General features: G+C 60.4%; 23 protein-coding genes. 11 read left to right on the top strand and 12 right to left on the bottom strand.

All coding sequences use genetic code 11. From position 1 onward, the window contains the following. Positions 1-38: 38 nt before the first annotated feature. Positions 39-590, bottom strand: coding sequence for an RNA polymerase sigma factor (locus ACZRN6_RS14980; RefSeq protein ID WP_322143222.1), 552 nt, complete (start codon positions 588-590; stop codon positions 39-41). 265 nt (positions 591-855) lie between these two features. On the opposite strand from ACZRN6_RS14980, the gene sctW reads away from it, so the two are divergent. From sctW to sctU, 11 genes are read left to right on the top strand one after another with little or no spacing between them, the layout of a single operon-like run. After that, positions 856-1,950, top strand: a complete 1,095-nt coding sequence (gene sctW, locus ACZRN6_RS14975) for a type III secretion system gatekeeper subunit SctW (RefSeq protein ID WP_464008297.1) — start codon at positions 856-858, stop codon at positions 1,948-1,950. After that, a complete protein-coding gene (gene sctV / locus ACZRN6_RS14970; RefSeq protein WP_464008296.1) occupies positions 1,947-4,043 on the top strand; it encodes a type III secretion system export apparatus subunit SctV in 2,097 nt (698 codons plus the stop codon). Before sctW ends, sctV begins: the two co-directional genes overlap by 4 nt. Positions 4,044-4,083: 40 nt before the next feature. Next, a complete protein-coding gene (locus tag ACZRN6_RS14965; RefSeq protein ID WP_322143225.1) occupies positions 4,084-4,977 on the top strand; it encodes an FHA domain-containing protein in 894 nt (297 codons plus the stop codon). Continuing rightward, the gene (locus tag ACZRN6_RS14960; protein ID WP_322143226.1) at positions 4,974-6,332 is read left to right on the top strand and encodes a FliI/YscN family ATPase; all 1,359 of its coding nucleotides are present in this window, start codon (positions 4,974-4,976) and stop codon (positions 6,330-6,332) included. Before ACZRN6_RS14965 ends, ACZRN6_RS14960 begins: the two co-directional genes overlap by 4 nt. Then, a complete protein-coding gene (gene sctO / locus ACZRN6_RS14955) occupies positions 6,319-6,756 on the top strand; it encodes a type III secretion system stalk subunit SctO (protein WP_322143227.1) in 438 nt (145 codons plus the stop codon). The genes ACZRN6_RS14960 and sctO overlap by 14 nt, the downstream gene beginning before the upstream one ends. Next, a complete protein-coding gene (locus tag ACZRN6_RS14950) occupies positions 6,728-7,186 on the top strand; it encodes a type III secretion system HrpP C-terminal domain-containing protein (protein ID WP_322143228.1) in 459 nt (152 codons plus the stop codon). The genes sctO and ACZRN6_RS14950 overlap by 29 nt, the downstream gene beginning before the upstream one ends. Next, a complete protein-coding gene (locus tag ACZRN6_RS14945) occupies positions 7,183-8,196 on the top strand; it encodes a FliM/FliN family flagellar motor switch protein (protein ID WP_322143229.1) in 1,014 nt (337 codons plus the stop codon). Before ACZRN6_RS14950 ends, ACZRN6_RS14945 begins: the two co-directional genes overlap by 4 nt. Continuing rightward, complete coding sequence (sctR, locus tag ACZRN6_RS14940; RefSeq protein WP_322143230.1) at positions 8,193-8,846, top strand: type III secretion system export apparatus subunit SctR; 654 nt, start codon at positions 8,193-8,195, stop codon at positions 8,844-8,846. The genes ACZRN6_RS14945 and sctR overlap by 4 nt, the downstream gene beginning before the upstream one ends. Positions 8,847-8,853: 7 nt before the next feature. Next, entirely contained in the window at positions 8,854-9,117 is a 264-nt protein-coding gene (gene sctS, locus ACZRN6_RS14935) for a type III secretion system export apparatus subunit SctS (protein WP_003208363.1), read from the top strand. A 10-nt stretch (positions 9,118-9,127) separates the two neighbouring features. Beyond that, on the top strand, positions 9,128-9,919 hold the full coding sequence (gene sctT / locus ACZRN6_RS14930) for a type III secretion system export apparatus subunit SctT (RefSeq protein WP_464008295.1): 792 nt from the start codon (positions 9,128-9,130) through the stop codon (positions 9,917-9,919). Continuing rightward, positions 9,912-11,009 carry a type III secretion system export apparatus subunit SctU gene (gene sctU, locus ACZRN6_RS14925; protein WP_464008294.1) on the top strand — a complete coding sequence of 366 codons (1,098 nt, stop codon included), beginning with the start codon at positions 9,912-9,914 and terminating at the stop codon, positions 11,007-11,009. Before sctT ends, sctU begins: the two co-directional genes overlap by 8 nt. On the opposite strand, the gene ACZRN6_RS14920 is transcribed toward sctU, so the two are convergent. The 11 genes from ACZRN6_RS14920 to ACZRN6_RS14870 all read right to left on the bottom strand — a co-directional run bounded on the left by ACZRN6_RS14920 (position 11,006) and on the right by ACZRN6_RS14870 (position 18,232). Beyond that, entirely contained in the window at positions 11,006-11,386 is a 381-nt protein-coding gene (locus ACZRN6_RS14920) for a transcriptional regulator (protein ID WP_464008293.1), read from the bottom strand. The genes sctU and ACZRN6_RS14920 overlap by 4 nt on opposite strands. Continuing rightward, positions 11,383-11,586, bottom strand: coding sequence for an HrpT family type III secretion system protein (hrpT, locus tag ACZRN6_RS14915; protein WP_322143233.1), 204 nt, complete (start codon positions 11,584-11,586; stop codon positions 11,383-11,385). The genes ACZRN6_RS14920 and hrpT overlap by 4 nt, the downstream gene beginning before the upstream one ends. After that, entirely contained in the window at positions 11,583-13,724 is a 2,142-nt protein-coding gene (sctC, locus tag ACZRN6_RS14910) for a type III secretion system outer membrane ring subunit SctC (protein ID WP_464008292.1), read from the bottom strand. Before sctC ends, hrpT begins: the two co-directional genes overlap by 4 nt. A gap of 15 nt (positions 13,725-13,739) precedes the next feature. Next, positions 13,740-14,120: a type III secretion protein gene (locus tag ACZRN6_RS14905; protein ID WP_464008291.1), complete on the bottom strand. Its 381-nt coding sequence runs from the start codon at positions 14,118-14,120 to the stop codon at positions 13,740-13,742. A gap of 13 nt (positions 14,121-14,133) precedes the next feature. Continuing rightward, a complete protein-coding gene (locus tag ACZRN6_RS14900) occupies positions 14,134-14,352 on the bottom strand; it encodes a hypothetical protein (RefSeq protein WP_322143236.1) in 219 nt (72 codons plus the stop codon). Positions 14,353-14,454: 102 nt separating this feature from the next. After that, a complete protein-coding gene (sctL, locus tag ACZRN6_RS14895) occupies positions 14,455-15,033 on the bottom strand; it encodes a type III secretion system stator protein SctL (protein WP_322143237.1) in 579 nt (192 codons plus the stop codon). A gap of 2 nt (positions 15,034-15,035) precedes the next feature. Next, positions 15,036-15,620 (bottom strand): type III secretion protein, encoded by a 585-nt coding sequence (locus tag ACZRN6_RS14890; protein WP_464008290.1) that lies wholly within the window; start codon positions 15,618-15,620, stop codon positions 15,036-15,038. After that, positions 15,617-16,408, bottom strand: a complete 792-nt coding sequence (gene sctJ, locus ACZRN6_RS14885) for a type III secretion system inner membrane ring lipoprotein SctJ (RefSeq protein WP_322143239.1) — start codon at positions 16,406-16,408, stop codon at positions 15,617-15,619. Before sctJ ends, ACZRN6_RS14890 begins: the two co-directional genes overlap by 4 nt. Positions 16,409-16,414: 6 nt before the next feature. After that, positions 16,415-16,843: a hypothetical protein gene (locus ACZRN6_RS14880; protein WP_464008289.1), complete on the bottom strand. Its 429-nt coding sequence runs from the start codon at positions 16,841-16,843 to the stop codon at positions 16,415-16,417. 57 nt (positions 16,844-16,900) lie between these two features. After that, a complete protein-coding gene (locus ACZRN6_RS14875) occupies positions 16,901-17,110 on the bottom strand; it encodes a hypothetical protein (RefSeq protein ID WP_464008288.1) in 210 nt (69 codons plus the stop codon). A gap of 168 nt (positions 17,111-17,278) precedes the next feature. After that, complete coding sequence (locus tag ACZRN6_RS14870; protein WP_322143242.1) at positions 17,279-18,232, bottom strand: sigma 54-interacting transcriptional regulator; 954 nt, start codon at positions 18,230-18,232, stop codon at positions 17,279-17,281. Positions 18,233-18,331 lie beyond the last annotated feature (99 nt).

Genomic DNA, 18,331 nt, shown 5'->3' with positions numbered 1-18,331 from the left:
TCCTGCAAAGGGTATCGGCGTTGCGCCGGTGCCCCGATTTACGGCTGTAGTGGGTTGCAGGTAGCCCGCTTGAGTTGTTCGCGCGCACGGGATAAGCGTGAGCGAACGGTGCCGATGGGAATGGCCAGCACGTCGGCAGTGTCTTGATAACTGCCGTCAGTCTCCAGTGAGGCATACAGCGTTTTGCGCATTTCCACCGGCAAATGCTTGATGGCCAGCAAGGTTCTTTCGAGCCTGCGGTTGACCTCGAACTCCCAGTCCAGGTTGTTGGTTTCCTCCTGCCCATGCCACAGCGCCTCATCGAATTCGCAATGCACCGGCTTGGCATACAGCCGCCGGAAGTGATTGCGGATCAGGTTCTGGGCAATCCCGCACATCCAGGTGCTGAGTGTCGCTTGGCCATTGAAGCGGTCCCTGTTGCGCCAGGCCTCCAGGTAGGTTAGTTGCAGAAGATCGTCTGCATCTTCCGGGTTCAGTACGCGTTTATGAATGAACCGCCGGAGTTTTTTTTGGTGGTCTTCCGACAGGCCTTGGATGGAGCGGTGCGGGTCGGGCGTAAGGTGAACTTGAACATCGATAGGGATATCCATGAATTTTTCCTCAGGGTAGACACGATCGAAATGGTTTCGACGGGAACCCTCTTAGCACTGGCTGTGCCAAACGAAAAAATCACGTATCTAGTTGATATATATAAATAAATATTTTAGGTGTGCGGTATTTTTTGCAAGAACCTGCATTTAATGGCTGCAAACTTGTGCCGGTCTTTTCAAAGTGGCGGGCGTTGTCGATAGAGATGGAACTGAACCGGGTTGGCCTGCCACACAAGGAAACGAAACTTCCTGTCCAGGCCTCTCCATGAAAGTCGATTCCCAGATTGATGTGCAAAAAAACCAGCGCCTGGAACAGCCTGCTCCAGCCAGTAGTGAGAGCCGCTCGGTGGGCCATTCACCGGGTTCGGCTGGGGTTGATGACCTTGCCGCGCTGTTCAGCCAGGAGGTTGAAATAAACAGCAAGGGTTTGGGCCGACGCCTGCTGGGCACGCGTGTGACGCCGTTGGAGCAACTCACCCAACTCTATGAACAGTTGGGCCATCCGGCTCAAGCCACGTTGGCGACGATCGCGCGTAACGTCAGGGTTCAACTGTTGCTCACGCCCAGCGTCGAGAAGTTGCTGGACCTGACAGGAAACGACCCGGCCCGCACATTTGTCGTGCTCACGCAGGTGGCAGAGCAGGCGCAAACCGAAGCGCGCACCCATGAGGCGGCCCTGGCCCGCGATGCCCTGGCGCGGTTGGAGATTCGCTTCAAGCCGCAAATCCAGGCGGGCTTGAACATTGCGCTGGCCTTGCAGGCGAGCAGTGATGACCCCAACTTGCGGCAGGCGGTACGCAATGTGTATTACGCCAGTGTGGTCTCCCGGCAATCGCTGGCCAGCATGATGCAGGCGCTGTTGGGGTTATTCGGTGGCGAGGAATTTGGCCACGGGTTGATGCTGATGCGCCGGGCCTTGGCCGATGACATTGCCGCCTATAGCCCTTCGCTGCCCACTGCCCAATTGCGCACCTTGCTGCTGGGATTGCGCAGTTGCGGCCACCTGGGCAGCGTGTTGTCCGGTTGCCATGGGGTGATCGATCGGCTGGCCGCCGTGCACCCCTGCATTGATCGGGACGCCGTGGCGTTGCTGCAACGCGTTCTTGGGTACGCGAGCACAGGCATCGGGTGTGACGAGGTTCTGCGCCTGGCCGGCGAACTGGGTGGCGTGGCTTCAACCGCCCAGTTGGTTTCGCTCAATGCCCTGTATCCCGTGCTCCAGAGTTTGCCCCTGGTTTTGTGGCGCGACAGCAAGGGGCGTCATGAAGCGTTGCACAATTTTGTGCTGGTGATGGACGACTACGCGGTCGTTGAGCGGGGCACCCTGCATGTCGAGGCGTGGCCGAGAAACCGCGCATGAGTGCGTTACGGGCAATCAATACGCTGCTGCTCAAGGTTGCGCAACGTGCCGAGGTGCTGGGCGCGGTCGTGATCCTGGGCATCGTGTTTATCTTTATCGTGCCGTTGCCGACCTGGCTGGTGGATATCCTGATTGCCGTCAACATTTGCATTTCGTGCCTGTTGATCGTGCTGGCGCTGTACCTGCCAGGGCCGCTGGCGTTTTCCTCGTTTCCGTCGATCCTGCTGTTGACCACCATGTTTCGCCTGGCGTTGTCGATTGCGACCACGCGCCTGATCCTGCTGGAGCAAGACGCCGGCGACATCGTCGAGGCCTTCGGCAATTTTGTGGTGGGGGGCAACCTGGCGGTGGGCCTGGTGATCTTCATGATCCTGACCATCGTCAACTTCCTGGTGATTACCAAGGGCTCGGAGCGTGTCGCCGAAGTGGCGGCGCGCTTCAGCCTGGATGCGATGCCCGGCAAGCAAATGTCGATCGACAGTGACTTGCGTGCCGGCCTGATCGATGGCGAGCAAGCACGCGACAAACGCGAGCAGTTGTCCCGCGAGAGCCAGCTGTTTGGGGCGATGGACGGGGCCATGAAGTTCGTCAAGGGCGACGCCGTGGCCGGGTTGATTATCGTGGTGATCAACTTGTTGGGCGGGTTCAGCACCGGCATGTTCCAGCATGGCATGAGCGCCAGCGACTCCATGGCGTTGTATTCGGTACTGACGATTGGCGATGGCCTGATTGCGCAAATTCCTGCGCTGCTGATCTCCCTGACGGCCGGCATGATCATTACCCGTGTCGCGCCGTCCGGGCGGAACAAAGGGGCCAATAACATGGGCGCTGAAATCGCCCGGCAAATGACCAGTGAACCCAAGAGCTGGGTGATCGCCTCCATCGGCATGCTCGCTTTCGCGGCGCTTCCGGGAATGCCGACAGTGGTCTTTATCCTCATATCGCTGATGACGGGTTCCCTGGGTTATTACCTGATGCGTCAGCGTCAAAAGCTGGAAGCGCCGGCCGAGGCAGGGGCTGATACCGTTGCGCCGGAAGAAAACGGTGAGGTGGACCTGCGCGGGTTTGATCCGTCCCGACCGTACCTGTTGCAGTTCCCGCCGCACCTGCGAAACACCGAGCAGTTGGGGGCGTTGGTGCATGGGATTCGCCAGGCCCGAAATGGCCTGGTGACGCAGATTGGCCTGACGTTGCCGCCGTTCGAGGTGGAGTTCACCCCCGTCCTGGCTGACGATGAGTTGCGCTTTTGCGTACACGAAGTGCCGATGATCAAGGCCACCCTGGGTGACCGCATGGCGGTTGAGTTGGCGGCGCTGCGCGTCGAACCTCAAGAGGGAAGCCAGGGGCTGGCCGAGCGAGACGAGCAGGACTGGGTATGGTTGGCAGCCGACGACCCGTTGCTCGACGATGCGCAGCTTGAACGCTATACCGCCCATGACTTGATCATCGAGCGCATGACGCGGGCGATGATGCTCAGCGGGCCGCAGTTTCTCGGCATCCAGGAGAGCAAGTCGATTCTCAGTTGGCTGGAGTTCAACCAACCGGAACTGGTTCAGGAACTGCAGCGCATCATGCCGCTTTCGCGCTTTTCGGCGGTGTTGCAGCGCCTGGCCAGTGAGGGGGTGCCGCTTCGGGCTGTGCGGTTGATTGTCGAGTCGCTGATCGAGTATGGCCAACATGAGCGCGAGCCGGACGCGCTGGCCGACTATGCGCGCATCGCCCTCAAATCGCAGATCCTGCACCAGTACAGCGAAGCCGATGGCTTGCATGCCTGGCTGTTGTCACCGTCTACCGAAAATATCCTGCGTGAGGCGCTGCGCCAAACCCAGACCGGGGTGTTCTTTTCCCTCGACAATGACAACAGCGCGGCGCTGGTGAGCTTGCTCAAGCAGGCCTTTGCCGTGCGCGCCAAAAGCAAAAGCGTGCTGCTGGTGGCGCAAGACCTGCGTAGCCCTTTGCGCACCTTGTTGCTGGAAGAGTTCAACCACGTACCGGTGCTGTCGTTTGCCGAATTGGGCAGTTCGTCCAAGGTCAAGGTGCTGGGGCGGTTTGACCTGAGCCAGGACGATCTGCTGCGCGGGGCCGCGGCATGAGCACTGGCCGGTTACTTCGCACGGCAATGAGGGCCTGACGATGTTTGAGCTACGCGTGCTCGATGGCTTGCACCGGGGGGCGGCGCTGCCATTGTTCGGCGAGCAGTGGAGCATTGGTGCACACCCTGATGCTGACCTCGCGCTTTACGACCCGGGCATTGCCGAGCGCCATGTGCGCTTGCAGTGTGTCGAGCAGCGCTGGTCGGTGCAGGCCGAGGAAGGCGTGATGCAGGATGCCGACGGCCTGATCCTGGCACAGATTGCCGACCTGGAACTGAACGCAATATTTTCAATTGGCAACGTCCGGCTCTGCGTCACCCGCGCCGACCAACCCTGGCCGCAGGCGCCTGTGCATCAGGCGCCCATGCCGCCCGAGGAGGCAAGCGCTTCGCTGAAGTTGTCTTCAATTTCCGGCGTACAACAAAAGCGCTTGATAAGCCTGGTGGCCGTGGTCGCGGTCATCATCATGGCCTTGGGCATGGCCTCTACAGGTGAACGCGAGGCCCAGGCATCGCTGATGCCTGCGGCCACACCGAAACACCCACTCGGCTCACCGTTCGAGGTGCGCCAGCAGTTGTTGAAGATGCTCAACGAGCGCGAGTTGATCAACCGCATCAGCATCCAGTTGGTCAACGACCAGGTGCTGCTCGACGGCGATGTGCCCCAGGATGACCTGGAATTGGTGTCGCGCATGCTCCGCCGGTTTGGCGAGCAGTTTGATACGGCGGTGCCGGTGATGAGCCGCGTCAGAACTCGCGATGCAACGTTCCCTTTCAAGATTCTGCAGATCGTCGGCGGGCCTAACGGTCACGTGGTGCTGGAGCAGGGCAACCGGCTGTTTGTGGGGGATGAAGTAGACGGCTTGCGGCTGGTGCTGATTGATAACAGCAAGGTGGTATTCGACGGGCAGCAGCGCTATGAGGTGCGCTGGTGACCCCGGATCTGCACGCGCGGCTGGAGGCCTGGCAGCAGCGCCAGTCAAGCACACTCGAAAGTTTTGCGCCGGTGGCCGTACGCGGCCGTATCCAGCGGGTGAACGGCATGCTGTTGCAGTGCCGTCTACCACAGGCGCGCATCGGCGATTTGTGCCAGGTCGAAAAGTCTGCCGGCGAATATATGCTGGCCGAGATCATCGGTTTTGATCAGCAGGATGCGGTGCTCAGTGCCCTGGGTAACCTTGAAGGCGTGTGCGTGGGCGCCAGTGTGCAACGCCTGGGGGTGCCGCACCGGGTGCGGGTCGGCGATGACTTGCTCGGCCAGGTGCTCGATGGTTTTGGCCGGCCGATTGCGGGCGAAGGGCCCAGCGCTTTCGTGGAGGCCGACACACCGCAGGCGAGTACGGTGTTGTGCGAGGCGCCGCTGCCCACCGAACGTCCCAGGATCAGTCGGGCGTTGTCTACCGGCGTGCGCTCCATCGATGGGTTGATCACGCTGGGAGAGGGGCAGCGCGTAGGCCTGTTCGCCGGTGCCGGCTGTGGCAAGACCACCCTGTTGGCCGAGATCGCCCGCAACGTTGAGTGTGATGTGATCGTGTTCGGGCTGATTGGTGAGCGTGGCCGTGAGCTGCGGGAGTTTCTGGATCACGAACTGGATGATCAATTGCGCGCCAAGGCAGTGTTGGTGTGTGCAACGTCCGATCGCTCAAGCATGGAGCGCGCCCGGGCTGCCTTTACCGCAACGGCGTTGGCCGAAGGGTTCCGTCGCAAGGGCAAGCGGGTGTTGCTGCTGATCGACTCCTTGACCCGGTTCGCCCGTGCCCAGCGTGAAATCGGCCTGGCCGCTGGCGAGCCACTGGGCCGCGGCGGCTTGCCTCCCTCGGTGTACAGCCTGATGCCGCGCCTGGTGGAGCGGGCGGGGTTGACCCGTGACGGGGTGATCACTGCCATCTACACCGTGCTGATCGAGCAGGATTCGATGAACGATCCGGTGGCGGACGAAGTGCGCTCCCTGCTCGACGGCCACATTGTGTTGTCACGCAAGCTGGCGGAGCGCGGCCACTACCCGGCGGTGGATGTGCTGGGCAGCCTTTCGCGGATCTTGAGCAACGTTGCGTCCCCCGAACATATCAAGGCCGGCACAGCCTTGCGGCGGCTGTTGTCGGCGTACCAGCAGATCGAATTGATGCTCAAGCTGGGTGAATACCAACCCGGCAGCGATGCACTGACCGACCTGGCGGTGGGCACGCGCCAGGCGGTCGATGGTTTCCTGCGCCAGGACCTGCGTGAGCCGGCGTCGATGGCGATGACCCTGGACCAACTGATGGAGTTGACCACCGATGTCCCTTTCTGAAATCGATACGTTGCGACGCTTGCGCAAGCACCGTGCCGACCGGGCCGAGCGCGCGTTGCATGCGGCCAGGCGGCAGCAGCAGGCGCTGCTCGTGCAAATCCAGCAGGCCGGGGATGCCCTTGAACAAACCCGGCAGGACGAGGCGCGCAAAATCGCCGAGCTGTTGGGCAAGCACCAGGGGCAGGTGATCTCGTTTCGGGACCTCACGTCCTGGAATACCGAGGAGCGCACGTTGTCTGCTGACACCCGCCGTGAAGAAGGGCAGTTGAAGTCACTGCACGGCCAGCGTGATGAGCAGTTGACCCACATCGACAGCGCACAGAGACGGGTGACCCAAGCGCTGCGCGAGGTTGAAAAACTCCAGGAATTGTCCCTTTTACTGCAGGAAGAAAACCATGACGCAAGTTCCAGCGAATACGCCTGAGCGCCCGCGCCTGCGCGAGCCCCGGGACGAGCGCGAACCTGGCACGGGGACGTTCGTGCCCTTGGAGCAGGCGCTGTTGTTTACCCAACTGTTCAGCCGCGACCGCGAAGGAGGCGGCTACGGTTCCTCGCGCACGGCAATGGCTGCGGTGACCGAAACCCAGATGATCGAGGCCATGGCCGAGCAACTGGCGCCTCGTATACAGCTGGCCACGCAATGGCCGCTGCAAGCGATGCTGTACCTGCCGCGCCTGGGGCGCATCACCGCGAGCGTGCGCCGGGAACAGGGGGCCTGGAACGTTGAACTGGAGGCGCAGGAGGTGCACACGGCGCGGTGGTTGCCCGGTGTACGGCAACGCCTTGAGGGGGGCTTGGCCGAGGCACTGGCAACGCCGGTCCATGTGCACCTGGTCGATGTGGACCGGGCATGATCATGCCGGCGTTAACTTTGCCGAAGGTCAACTCAACGCTGGCGGCAGCGCGGCGCCGGCTGGGTCGCGGCGCGCGCCTGGCGTTTCAGGTTTCGGGGTTGCACGGTGAATTGTTGATGGCGCCAGGCCGTGCACCGGTGGGCGTTACACCTATGTATTTCGAGAGTGCATGTGGGGTGCTGGCGTTCGCTGAACCCGGGCCGCTGTTCAGCCTGTTGGGTGAATGCCCGGTAACACTGGCAGAGGCAGGCAACGATCCGGATTCCTGGTTCTGGGACTTGTTCCAGCAGCACCTGAGCCCCGAGGTGCGGGCACTGTTCGGTTACTTTCGGTTGCTGCCTTCCAGCGGGGAATTGCCGTTTGGCTGCCAGTTTACGGTGACGCTGGGCGCATCCAGAGTCGTGGGTTTTTTGTGGGCAACTCCCCAGACCTGGCTGGCGCTGTGCGACGCCGGGCCCTGGCAGCCGACAGCCGGGCCGCTGCCGGCGTCGTTCCAACTGGCGCTGGCAGTGAAGCTGGGGCGCCTGCGGTTACCCAATATTCAGGTACGCCACCTGCGTGCCGGTGATGTGGTGATGCTCGAGCAACCCTTGTTCGATGCACAGGGCATCGGCCACCTGCACATCGGCAGGCACCGGCTGCAAGGGCGCATTGATGATGAAACCGGGCCGTTGTGCCTGACGCTAATTTCGATTGAGGAAACGCCCGTGGACGAGGATTTTGCAACACAACAATACCCAGGGCATGAGGATGATCAACCCGTGGCGGATGTCTTCGGCCATGAACCCTTTGATGAGTTGAGCATGGCCCTGAATGTGCGCTGCGGCACGCTGAACCTGACGCTCGGCGAACTGCGTAACCTCGCCCCCGGTGCGGTGCTGGGGATTGGCGGCTACGCCCCCGGCATGGCAGGGCTGTATTACGGCGACCGGCCCATCGGCCAGGGGCAGTTGGTGGAAGTCGACGGGCGCCTGGGGCTGCAGTTGTCCCGTGTGATTTTCGCCAGATGACGTTCCAGGGGATTGACCCCCTTGTCCTGGCCCTGTTTCTCGGCGCCCTGTCGCTGATGCCGATGTTGTTGATCATCTGCACGGCGTTTCTCAAGATCGTCATCGTGTTGATGATTACCCGCAATGCCATCGGCGTGCAGCAGGTGCCACCGAGCATGGCCATCAATGGAATAGCGCTGGCTGCGACGCTCTTCATCATGGCCCCGGTAGGCTACGAGATCGCCCACAACGTCCAGGCCTCGCCCGTAGACACGAGCAGCGTGCAGAGGCTCCTGGAATCCGGGCAGGAGGCCATACAGCCGTTGCGTGCGTTCATGCTGCGCAATACGGATGCGGACGTCTTGACCCACCTGCTGGAAAACAGTGCGCGCATGTGGCCGCCGGAAATGGCCCAGAGCACTCAGCGCGACGACTGGATCCTGTTAGTGCCGGCCTTTGTCCTGTCGCAACTGCAGGCGGGGTTCGAGATTGGCTTCCTGATTTACATCCCGTTCATTGTCATCGACCTGATTGTTTCCAACCTGCTACTCGCCCTTGGCATGCAGATGGTCTCGCCCATGACCATTTCGCTGCCCCTCAAATTGTTGTTGTTCGTCATGGTCTCCGGGTGGTCGCGGTTGCTCGACAGCCTGTTTCTTTCCTACCTCTGAGTGACCTATGGAACCGATTGTGCTGTTCAAACAGGGCATGTTGCTGGTGGTTGTGCTGTCGGCACCGCCGCTGATCGTGGCGGTGGTCGTCGGCGTGTTGACGTCGCTGGTGCAGGCCCTGATGCAGATACAGGACCAGACGCTGCCCTTTGGCATCAAGCTGGTTGCGGTGGGGATCACGCTGATTCTGACGGGCCGCTGGATCGGCGTGGAGTTGATCCAACTGATCAACCTGATGTTCGACATGATTGCCCGCTCGGCCTTGAACTGAGGGAACACGCTTGCTGCTTTATCTCGAATTTTTGCCGAGCCTGCTGGTGGCCATGGCGCGTATTTACCCGTGTGCCTTTCTGGTGCCGGCGTTCTGTTTCCAGCACCTGCGCGGTATGCCCCGGCACGTGATCGTAATGGTCATGGCGTTGATTCCTGCGCCCGGCATCCATGCCGTGCTGGCCGGCCAGGATTACTCCGCGCTGATGATCAGCGGCCTGGTACTCAAGGAAGCCGCCCTGGGGTTTTTGCTGGGCGTCCTGTTGGCCATGCCGTTCTGGATGTTCGAGTCGGTGGGGGCGCTGCTGGACAACCAGCGCGGCGCCCTGGCGGGTGGCCAACTCAACCCTTCCCTCGGCCCGGACGCGACCCCCATCGGGCACTTGTTCAAGCAGTTGGTGATCTACCTGTTGATCGCGGTCCTGGGCCTGAGCGTGCTGACCCAGGTGATTTGGGACAGCTACCTGGTCTGGCCGGCCACCGCCTGGTTTCCGCTGCCGGCAGCCAACGGTTTGAGTGTGTTCCTTGGGCTTTTGGGCGATACGTTTACCCACATGATGCTGTACGCCGCGCCTTTTATTGCGGTGCTGTTGTTTTTGGAGTTTGGCTTTGCGCTGCTGGGCCTTTACAGCCCGCAACTGCAAGTCTCAACCCTGGCAACGCCGGTCAAGAGCCTGGTAGGGCTGGGGATCCTGTTGCTGTACTTTCCGTTGTTGCAGGACTTGATCGTCGAACGCATGGCGCAGTTGGGCGACCTCAAGCACGCCCTCGGCTTGATGTTCAGGGGCGCGGGGCATGAGTGACTCGGGTGAGAAAAAACACGCGGCCACGCCCAAGAAACTCAGGGATCAGCGCAAGAAAGGCCAGGTCGCCCAAAGCCAGGACATCGGCAAATTACTGGTGCTGACGGTGCTCAGCGAAATCGCCTTGTTCACCGCTGAAACCAGCATGCAGCGCTTCCAGGAATTACTGGTGATGCCCATGTCCCGCTTCGGGCAGCCCTTTGTGCGGGCGCTGGAGGAGGTGTTGACGCAAGGCCTGATCGTGTTTTTCTCCTTTGCCCTGCTGATGGCCGGGTTGGCGATTGCCGTGAAGTTGATCAGCGGCTGGATACAGTTCGGCTTCCTGTTTGCACCGGAAAGCCTGAAGCTGAATTTCAGTCGTCTCAACCCTCTGAGTCAGGCCAAGCAGATGTTTTCTGCCAAGTCGGTGATGAACCTGTTGATGGGCCTGGCCAAGGCGCTGATGCTTGGGTTGATCTTGTACGTGGTGATCGGCCCGTCACTGGGCGCCTTGATCAACCTGGCCAGCAGTGACCTGCAGAGTTATATCCTCGCGTTGATCATCTTGTTCCGTTACCTGCTGCACGCTTGCCTGGGCTTGCTGCTGGTGCTGGCGCTGATCGACATGGCGTTGCAAAAGCACTTCTTTGCCAAGAGCATGCGGATGACGCAGGTGGAGGTGGTCAAGGAGTACAAGGACATGGAGGGCGACCCTCAAGTCAAGGGGCAACGCCGCGCGTTGGCCCAGCAATTGGCCCAGGAGGAACCGAAGGTCAAGCTGCCCAAGCTGGAGGAGTCCGACATGCTGGTGGTCAACCCGACGCACTATGCCGTCGCGCTGTACTACCGCCCGGGTAAAACGCCGCTGCCGCTGCTGGTGGACAAGGGCACGGACGCCGAGGCGCGCAAACTGATTGACCGGGCCAAGGCCGCCGATGTGCCGGTGGTCCAGTGTGTCTGGCTGGCACGTACGCTGTATGAGAAAAAACCTGGGGCGAGCATTCCACGGGAGACGTTGCAGGCGGTGGCATTCCTCTACCGCACCTTGCGTGAACTCGACGAAGAGGCCAAGCGCGAAACCCTGGCATTCCCCGAGCTCGCGCAGCGTTAGCGGTAGCGGTGTACATCCAGCGCCTGGAGGTTGGCCAGTGAAAGCAGCGTGCTGATGATGTTATCCAGTGCATTGCCTGCTGCCGGCTGCGCTGGCAGCGCATGCCAGACCACCACGGCACCCTTGGCATCAACGTAGACATAGCAGCCATCGAATGCCAGCGCTTGCTCGAAACGCCGCTCCAGCACCCGCTCCAGTTGCCCGGCGTGCAACGCCTCTGGCTGGATCTGCAAGGCCAGCCCGAGTTGGGTGCCGGCGTTCAAGGGGCACAGGCCAACGCCCGGGCCAAGCGACAACTGGGCGGCATGGCCGCCCAGCAGGTTGTCCAGGAATACCTGGCGATGGGCATCATCGTCCGGCGATCCCATGGCGTTCATCGCTCCAGTGAAACCGTCTGGTAATCCGCCCGCTCTCCGGCCGGGCCAGGTTCGGCGCGCATCTGCGGCGGCCACCAGACCACCAGCTTATCGGCGCTCGATTGAGGGCGTGAGCAGGAGTCGCCCTTGCACGTGGGTGTGCAGGCGCCGATTAGCAGGGCCAGGCCGATCAGGGTGACGCAGGACAGTCGAGGGTTCATTGGGCGTTATTCCGGGCAGGGGTGAGCAGGGAGGGGCGGGTGACGCCAATGTGCTCATCCTTGATCACAGGGCGCATGGCAATGAACACTTCGGCCTCCTCGCCCGGCTTGAGCCAGGCCTGTGGCCAGACGCTGACCGCCAGGGTCTGGGCGTTACTGCATTCTTTTTCATCGATGCGTACGTTGCGGTTGAACTGGTTGCGCACCACCACCACGGCTACGTTGAACTGCGGGCCGGCATACCACTGGCTGCGCTCGGTGTTCAGTGCCAGTAGGTCTCGGGTGCCGCACAAGGTGTTCAGGCCCAGGGGCATCGGCGCCGCCTTGAAGGCTGTGGGCACTTGCCCGGTGACGAGGTGAGCCAGGGTGCTGGTGATGTCGCTGCGCTTGATCACCGGTTGATGCTCGGCATAACGCCTGGCCAGTGGTTTGAGTGCGGCCTGCAGTTCGGCCTGGTCTGCCTGGGGCAGGTAACGCGAAGGGTCGGCCTGATCGCCGATCACCCGGGGTGTCAGGATAAACAAGCGTTCGCGCCGGTTGTTCTGGCGCTCGGTAGAGGAAAACAGGGCCTTGCCCAGCAGCGGGATGTCCCCCAGCAACGGCACCTTGTTCTGCTTGTCGGTGCTTTCGGTGACATGGAACCCACCGACCACCAGTGAGCGTTTCTCTGCCATCACGGCCTGGGTGCTGACCTTGTCCCGGCGTACGTCGGGGCCGATGCGCTCGGGGTTGGACTCGTCGAAATTGCCGTCCTCGATATCCACCACCAGATGGATCTGGTGGTTGCCGCGGGTGGTGATCACCCTGGGTACTACCTGGAAGCTGGTGCCCACGGTAATCGGCAGGACAGTCGCCACTTCTGTGCCGGCAGTGAGGTACTGGGTGCGGTTGAAGTCAATGACCGCCGGTTGGTTTTCCAGGGTCAGGACCGAGGGGTTGGACACCATGGTCGCCAGGCCACGTTGCTCCAGTGCGCGCACGTCGGCATAAAAACGGTCGCGGTTTTCGATCGACAGCTGCGATGAGGTGCCGGGCGCCATATTCACGCCGCCACGGAAGCGGCTGTTCTGGAAACCCCAGTTGACCCCGAATTCCCGCAGTTGAGTGCGCTCGATGTCGAGGATGATCGCATCGATTTCCACCAGCTTGCGGGCCACGTCGAGCTGGCTGATCAGCTCGCGGTACATCACCTGGCGTTCCGGCAGGTCGTAGATCAGGATGGCATTGTTGCGCACATCGGCTTCGACGCGGATTTTGCTGGTGGACACCGGTGCCCGCGGGGAGAGCGTCGTGGCGGCGTCCAACTGCCCCGGGTTCGTTGCCTGGCCGAGCATCTGCCCCAGCATCGGGTTGCCCAGGCGGGGAATGGCCGGGGTTATGGGCGAGGGTTGGGATGGGGAGGCGGGGCGTGGGCCCAGCCCCGAAAGCGCCGGGGCCGGGCGAGGCTCCAACAGGCCCCGCAACATGCTGGCAACGCCTGGGATGGTGAGCTTTTCGCCACGATAATCAATCTGGCGATCCGCCGCGTTGGCGAACTTCAGCGGGTAGCTGAGGACGCTCTGCTTTTCCTCGGGAGACTTGCGCTGGCTGCTGAATTGCTTGATCTGTTCGATATAGCGCTTGGGCCCGGAGACCAGCACGACGCCGTCATCAGGCAGTTCACCCCAGCCGAAACGACTGTCCAGCAGGCCGATATCGGTCAATGCGCGCTTCAGGTCAGCGATGGTTTCGGACGAAACCTCCAGGCGCGCAGACTCTTGTTGGTCCAGGGTACTGATGTACAGGGTGTTGTTGTACAGGTACCACTGGAAGCGATGCTCTACACCCAGCCTGTCGAGCAGCGACTGCGGGGTATTGGCGCGTATCTTGCCATTGACGTTGCCTTCCAGCGGGCCGTCGACTTGCAGTTGCGTCCCAAACGTCTGGGCGAAGTCTTCCAGCACGTCCCGCAGCGGCTTGTGCTCGGCCTCATACGCATAGGCGGTGTTCTTCCATTCACTGGGGACGGCCGCCAAGGTGCTTTCCAGCGGCGCCAGCAGCCAGGGCAGTACGATCAGGCAGCGCCAATGGACTCGTTTTGTATGGCTGGCAAGCGAGTCGGCACGCAAGCGGTTGGGCTCGTGGTTGTTGTTATACATGGAGAATTCTCTGAGTTAGGACGGCAGCATGCGAAGGGAGGTCGGTAGGGGGCTGCGGATCGGAGTCGTGACGCGCGCGACGATGGCGCGCCAGGTGTCGCGTTGGTTGAGCAGGGATTCGAGGTCGGCAAGCAGCGGCTCGAGACCGTGGTTTGCCGGCACCCGTTGGAGCAGCCACAGTGCGCCGTTGGCCGGCGCCTGGGCGAGCGCACCTTTGAAGTGACTCAGGCTGGCGCGTCCCGGGCGTGTCCAGTTTCCCAGCCGCGTGTTATCCGGCCGATGCCCGGTCAACTGGACACTGAGCAGCATCACGCCGGCCTGGCGTCTCAGGACGATTTCATCATCATCCTCGAACAGGTTGAGCTGCTCCTTGTGGCTGCTCAACCAGCGCGTCAAGGCCTCTCTCAACTTACTGCACACCATCAATGGCGGTTTTCAACAGCATGTGGTTAACACGGCTATGTTCATTGACGGCGACATCGGAGTGGTGCCTCTTGAACATCAGTTGGTAAAACAAGTTCGTGTCTTCCGGCGTGCTTGCGGCCTCTTTCGCCGCGGCGTTGTAATTGAGCCTGTCGCTCTGGGTTTCTCTGAGAAGTTGCTGTTTAAAACCGTTATTGAAGTCCATGAGGATTCTCCTGCTGTGGGTTTTCTTGTGTGGTGTTGGGGGCAAAACGGTAGCGTCTATAACGTGTTTTTTCGGTGGTGTTTAAGGCTGGATGCGGCTGGTTTATTGACTCGGATTGTTCAAAAAAACCTCGAACATGGAGCGCCAGTCGATACGAAAGTCTCCCTCGTCGGTTTTCAGTACCAGGGTTTGTGGTTTGACGGTGTCTTGCGGCTGGAGCTTCCAGAGCGTGACCCCGTGGCTTGCGAGGCACTGCCTTACGTCATCGAGTTCATGTGGGTGGCAGAGCAGTGTCGCGTGGACATGCGCGACCTGGCTGGCCAGCAGTTGCTTGATCAGGGCAGCCAGGCGCCTAGGCTCTATCGTCTCGTCGAGCAGGCTGCGAATTGCCTGGGTGACGACCGAGGTGGCGTACTGTTCGAGGCTGTCGCACATCTGCTGGCGGTCGCGCTCCCAGCGTTTGAGCTGGGCATCGGCGCGTTGCCAGAACTCACCTGCCGCCTGTTCCAGCAGCACGTCACACTGCGTCTGTGCCAGGCTTAACCGCTCATCTGCCTTGGCGTTGGCGCGACTCAGCAACTGGTTGGCCTGCGCAAAGTCCGCAAGGGTTTCCCGGGGGATCAAGGTGTGTGGCAGCCCGGGAGCGTCCCCGTGCAACGCCAGCTTTTGTCGACGCAGCATGGCTAGTTTCCTTGCCCGTTAAAGTCAGGAGGCGGGGCCTCGTTTGTCATCGCGGTAATGCGCCACACAACGGCTTGCCAAAGGGTGTTCAGCCGGCTGTGTCCGTTGTCGAAGGAGAAGGTTCTTGTTTCCATTTCGAGCACTCGCGCACACGGAAAGCGCAACCGAAGACGTTGCCAGGTAGCGGGTTTTACCCAACTGCGCAGCAACTGCAACGGATCGTCATCGGGTAAAAGCATGTCAGGGGGCAAAGCCTTGGAAAGACGCACGCACCACTGGTGATGATCGTCGCTCAAGGTTGCCGCCGCAGCCGAGTTGAAGGTGCCATGAATCAATACGAGCATCAGGTTGAGCTGCGCCGCCGAGGCGAGCACCAGCCGCAGCACCGTGGGGTGCGGTGCTGGAGGCAGGCAGGGGACAATCCCCCCAGGCGTGCCTGCCACCAGCCGCCGGCTGTGAAAAAGCGCATTGATCGTGGCGTGCTTGTCGACGGTCCTCCAATCTTCGTGGGAGGTACCCCAGGGAAATGCCCACCATTGAGCCCAGGCCAGGTGCTCATGTGTCGGCTGATCCGCGCCGGCTGTCATGGGCGCGCCGTCGAGCCGTCAGGTGCTGGTATCCCTTGCGGGCGTTGCTGTTGGCGATTGCGCATGAACAGCAAGGCAACCACGAGTAACACCAGGGCGACCAGCGAGAATACAACCGTGGCTCGCCAAAACCCGAGGTCGTCGGCGGGTATCAGAAAAGGCCCGAAATAGGCCAGGCGTTGTTGTTCCTGATAAGCCGTCGCGGGTACGAATGTCACCGTGAGTTTTTGTGAGTTATCCACTGCCGTGGTCATGCCCGGGAGGCTGCTGGCGACCATTCTGCGCACCCGGGCGCGGATATTGTCGGGGTCAAGCCGTGGGTCGTGCTTGATGAACACCGACGCGGATGCCGGTTGTACAGGTTCTCCCGGCGCAATGCGCTCGGGCAGCACGACGTGTACCCGGGCGATGATGACCCCGTCGATGTTGGATAAGGTGGCCTCCAGTTCCTGGGACAAGGCGTAGATGTAGCGTGCCCGCTCTTCCAAGGGCGTTGAGATAACGCCTTCCTTGCGAAACGTGTCCCCCAGGGTGGTACGCGCGACTTTGGGCAGCCCGGCGGCTTCCAGGGTGCGCACGGCACGACCGATGTCGTTTGCATTCACCGCCACGACAACACCGTCTTTGGCCGGGATTTTTTGGGCTCGAATATGCTTGTCGGCCAGCTCCGCGATGACCTCATTGGCTTCTTGTTCAGATAGCTGGCGATGAAGTTCGACGCGGTCACTGCAACCGCTCAGCAGGACCAGCAACGACAACAAAAATGCGACAGGCAGGCGCGCGATCATGTCGGTCTACTGCAGGTTGCTGATTTTTTCGATGCATTGGGATGTTTTGCCAACACCCTTCACTAGAACGTGTGTCAGCAACAACGTGTTGGACAGGTGGCTGGGGTACTGACTCATCTCTTTTTCGTTATCTTTTTTGCTGAACGCCAATAGGCTTTTCGACATACGCCGCGTGCTGTCCGTCAGCACGCCTGAGGCCTGCGACAAGATGTTCGAGTTGGGCTGTCTATCTGCTGCACCCATTGGTTGCGCGGAAGACTCAAGCGCGGAGCTGAAAAAACTAACATCGCTGCTGGGGGCTGACGCCTCAGGTGTCTTGTAAGTGGCGTTCGAGCTGCCATGCGCTAAACCAAAGACTTCTTTAATTTGCATATAGAACCTAGTACGTAATATGAAGGTTGGCGTGGTTTGCGACAGCGGTTCTCGATAAGCCACCGCTATGTTCCTGGGTGTAATCACCTCCTCGATAAGTGACTCGAGGAGGTGATGTTCTTATCGGTAGTTCTCGGCGACGGCTTTGAGCATCGATGCCTTGCGCGCTTGTCGGTTTTGTTCCGCTGTCTGTAGCTGGTCGGCTTGCGATTGTTGCAATATATCTTCCATGCCTCCGCTCGGGCGACTGTTGGAACCAAGCATGTCTGAAGAGTTGTTATTCATTTGTGGGAAAAAGCTGTTTGGGTAACTTGAGGAAATGCTGGTCATAATTAAATACTCCAAGGGTATGCAGGAATGTTCAAATGGCTCACGGTGCATAGCATCAATACGGATAATAAGGACGTTATCGGTATTCTCAGTACAGTGAGCTACACACTCTGTGGTAGATGGGAATGGAACGGTTCCTGATAACGCAGGCGTAGATAATTCAAATTGTTACGTTATTGGCGTTTGTTGTTGGGTGTCACTTTTGGCAACTATTTCCAGCTGTTTCATCCGGTAGTAGAGTGTGCGTCTGGCAACCCCCAGCTCAACGGCGACGGCCTCCACGTTATAGTCGTGGCGGCGTAACGACTCTTCGATCAGCGACCTTTCGATTTGATGCAAGCGTGCTTTCAGGGTGTTCAACTGCGGTTCTGAGCCAATGGCGTGTTCTGAAAAAGGCGGCAGGCCCAGTACGAAGCGCTTGGCGGTGGAGCGCAGTTCGCGCACGTTGCCCAGCCAGGAGTGACACAGTAATTGCTGGAGCAACGCGCTGGGCGCGCAGAGGGCAGGGCAGTCGAAGTGCTCCGCCTCTTGGCGGATCATGTTGAGGAACATCGGAATAATCCGGTCACGGCGCTCTCGCAGTGGCGGCAGCTTGATACAGACCACGTTCAGGCGAAAATACAAGTCGCGCCTGAATCCCCCTTGCTCGACCATTTCATGCAGCGAGTGCTGCGCAGACGCGATCACCCGCATGTCCACGGGGATAAACCGTGTCGACCCCAAGCGCTCGACGCCCCTGGACTCCAGCACCCTGAGCAGTTTGGCTTGCAGGGCAAGTGGCATGCTGTCTATTTCGTCAAGGTACAAGGTACCCAAGTGTGCTGCTTCGACAAAGCCTGCCCGTGATTGCATGGCACCGGTGTAGGCACCGCTGTTGACGCCAAACAGCTGGCTTTCCGCCAGAGTTTCCGGAATGGCGGCGCAGTTGACGGCAACAAAGTTCCCCCTTCGCCCAGATAAGCGATGTACGCGCAGAGCGAGGGTATCTTTGCCCGTGCCGGTTTCCCCCAGCAAAAGAATATCGATGTTTAACGCCGCGGTATTATTGATAGTGGTTTCAATAGTTGGGCATTCAGTCAGCGGGTCATCTGTTTCAAACGTATGCTGATAGGAGGTCGACATGTTGCTGTTACTCCTATTGTTTACCGCGTCACTCCAGTGGGCGGGGTGTCCTTTCGAATAGGGGCAGTAAAACGGAAATGATCCAGTTTGTCATTAGTG

Source organism: Pseudomonas sp. A125 (genome assembly GCF_055409485.1).
The sequence above is the reverse complement of the archived record's forward strand: the minus strand, read 5'-3'. Positions and strand labels throughout refer to the sequence as shown.

Excerpts from the sequence above, each read along its gene's own strand:
- ACZRN6_RS14980 (WP_322143222.1), bottom strand. The coding sequence starts at position 590 with ATGGATATCCCTATCGATGTTCAAGTTCACCTTACGCCCGACCCGCAC.
- sctW (WP_464008297.1), top strand. The coding sequence starts at position 856 with ATGAAAGTCGATTCCCAGATTGATGTGCAAAAAAACCAGCGCCTGGAA.
- sctV (WP_464008296.1), top strand. The coding sequence starts at position 1,947 with ATGAGTGCGTTACGGGCAATCAATACGCTGCTGCTCAAGGTTGCGCAA.
- ACZRN6_RS14965 (WP_322143225.1), top strand. The coding sequence starts at position 4,084 with ATGTTTGAGCTACGCGTGCTCGATGGCTTGCACCGGGGGGCGGCGCTG.
- sctO (WP_322143227.1), top strand. The coding sequence starts at position 6,319 with ATGTCCCTTTCTGAAATCGATACGTTGCGACGCTTGCGCAAGCACCGT.
- ACZRN6_RS14950 (WP_322143228.1), top strand. The coding sequence starts at position 6,728 with ATGACGCAAGTTCCAGCGAATACGCCTGAGCGCCCGCGCCTGCGCGAG.
- ACZRN6_RS14945 (WP_322143229.1), top strand. The coding sequence starts at position 7,183 with ATGATCATGCCGGCGTTAACTTTGCCGAAGGTCAACTCAACGCTGGCG.
- sctR (WP_322143230.1), top strand. The coding sequence starts at position 8,193 with ATGACGTTCCAGGGGATTGACCCCCTTGTCCTGGCCCTGTTTCTCGGC.
- sctS (WP_003208363.1), top strand. The coding sequence starts at position 8,854 with ATGGAACCGATTGTGCTGTTCAAACAGGGCATGTTGCTGGTGGTTGTG.
- sctU (WP_464008294.1), top strand. The coding sequence starts at position 9,912 with ATGAGTGACTCGGGTGAGAAAAAACACGCGGCCACGCCCAAGAAACTC.
- ACZRN6_RS14920 (WP_464008293.1), bottom strand. The coding sequence starts at position 11,386 with ATGAACGCCATGGGATCGCCGGACGATGATGCCCATCGCCAGGTATTC.
- hrpT (WP_322143233.1), bottom strand. The coding sequence starts at position 11,586 with ATGAACCCTCGACTGTCCTGCGTCACCCTGATCGGCCTGGCCCTGCTA.
- sctC (WP_464008292.1), bottom strand. The coding sequence starts at position 13,724 with ATGTATAACAACAACCACGAGCCCAACCGCTTGCGTGCCGACTCGCTT.
- ACZRN6_RS14900 (WP_322143236.1), bottom strand. The coding sequence starts at position 14,352 with ATGGACTTCAATAACGGTTTTAAACAGCAACTTCTCAGAGAAACCCAG.
- sctL (WP_322143237.1), bottom strand. The coding sequence starts at position 15,033 with ATGCTGCGTCGACAAAAGCTGGCGTTGCACGGGGACGCTCCCGGGCTG.
- ACZRN6_RS14890 (WP_464008290.1), bottom strand. The coding sequence starts at position 15,620 with ATGACAGCCGGCGCGGATCAGCCGACACATGAGCACCTGGCCTGGGCT.
- sctJ (WP_322143239.1), bottom strand. The coding sequence starts at position 16,408 with ATGATCGCGCGCCTGCCTGTCGCATTTTTGTTGTCGTTGCTGGTCCTG.
- ACZRN6_RS14875 (WP_464008288.1), bottom strand. The coding sequence starts at position 17,110 with ATGACCAGCATTTCCTCAAGTTACCCAAACAGCTTTTTCCCACAAATG.
- ACZRN6_RS14870 (WP_322143242.1), bottom strand. The coding sequence starts at position 18,232 with ATGTCGACCTCCTATCAGCATACGTTTGAAACAGATGACCCGCTGACT.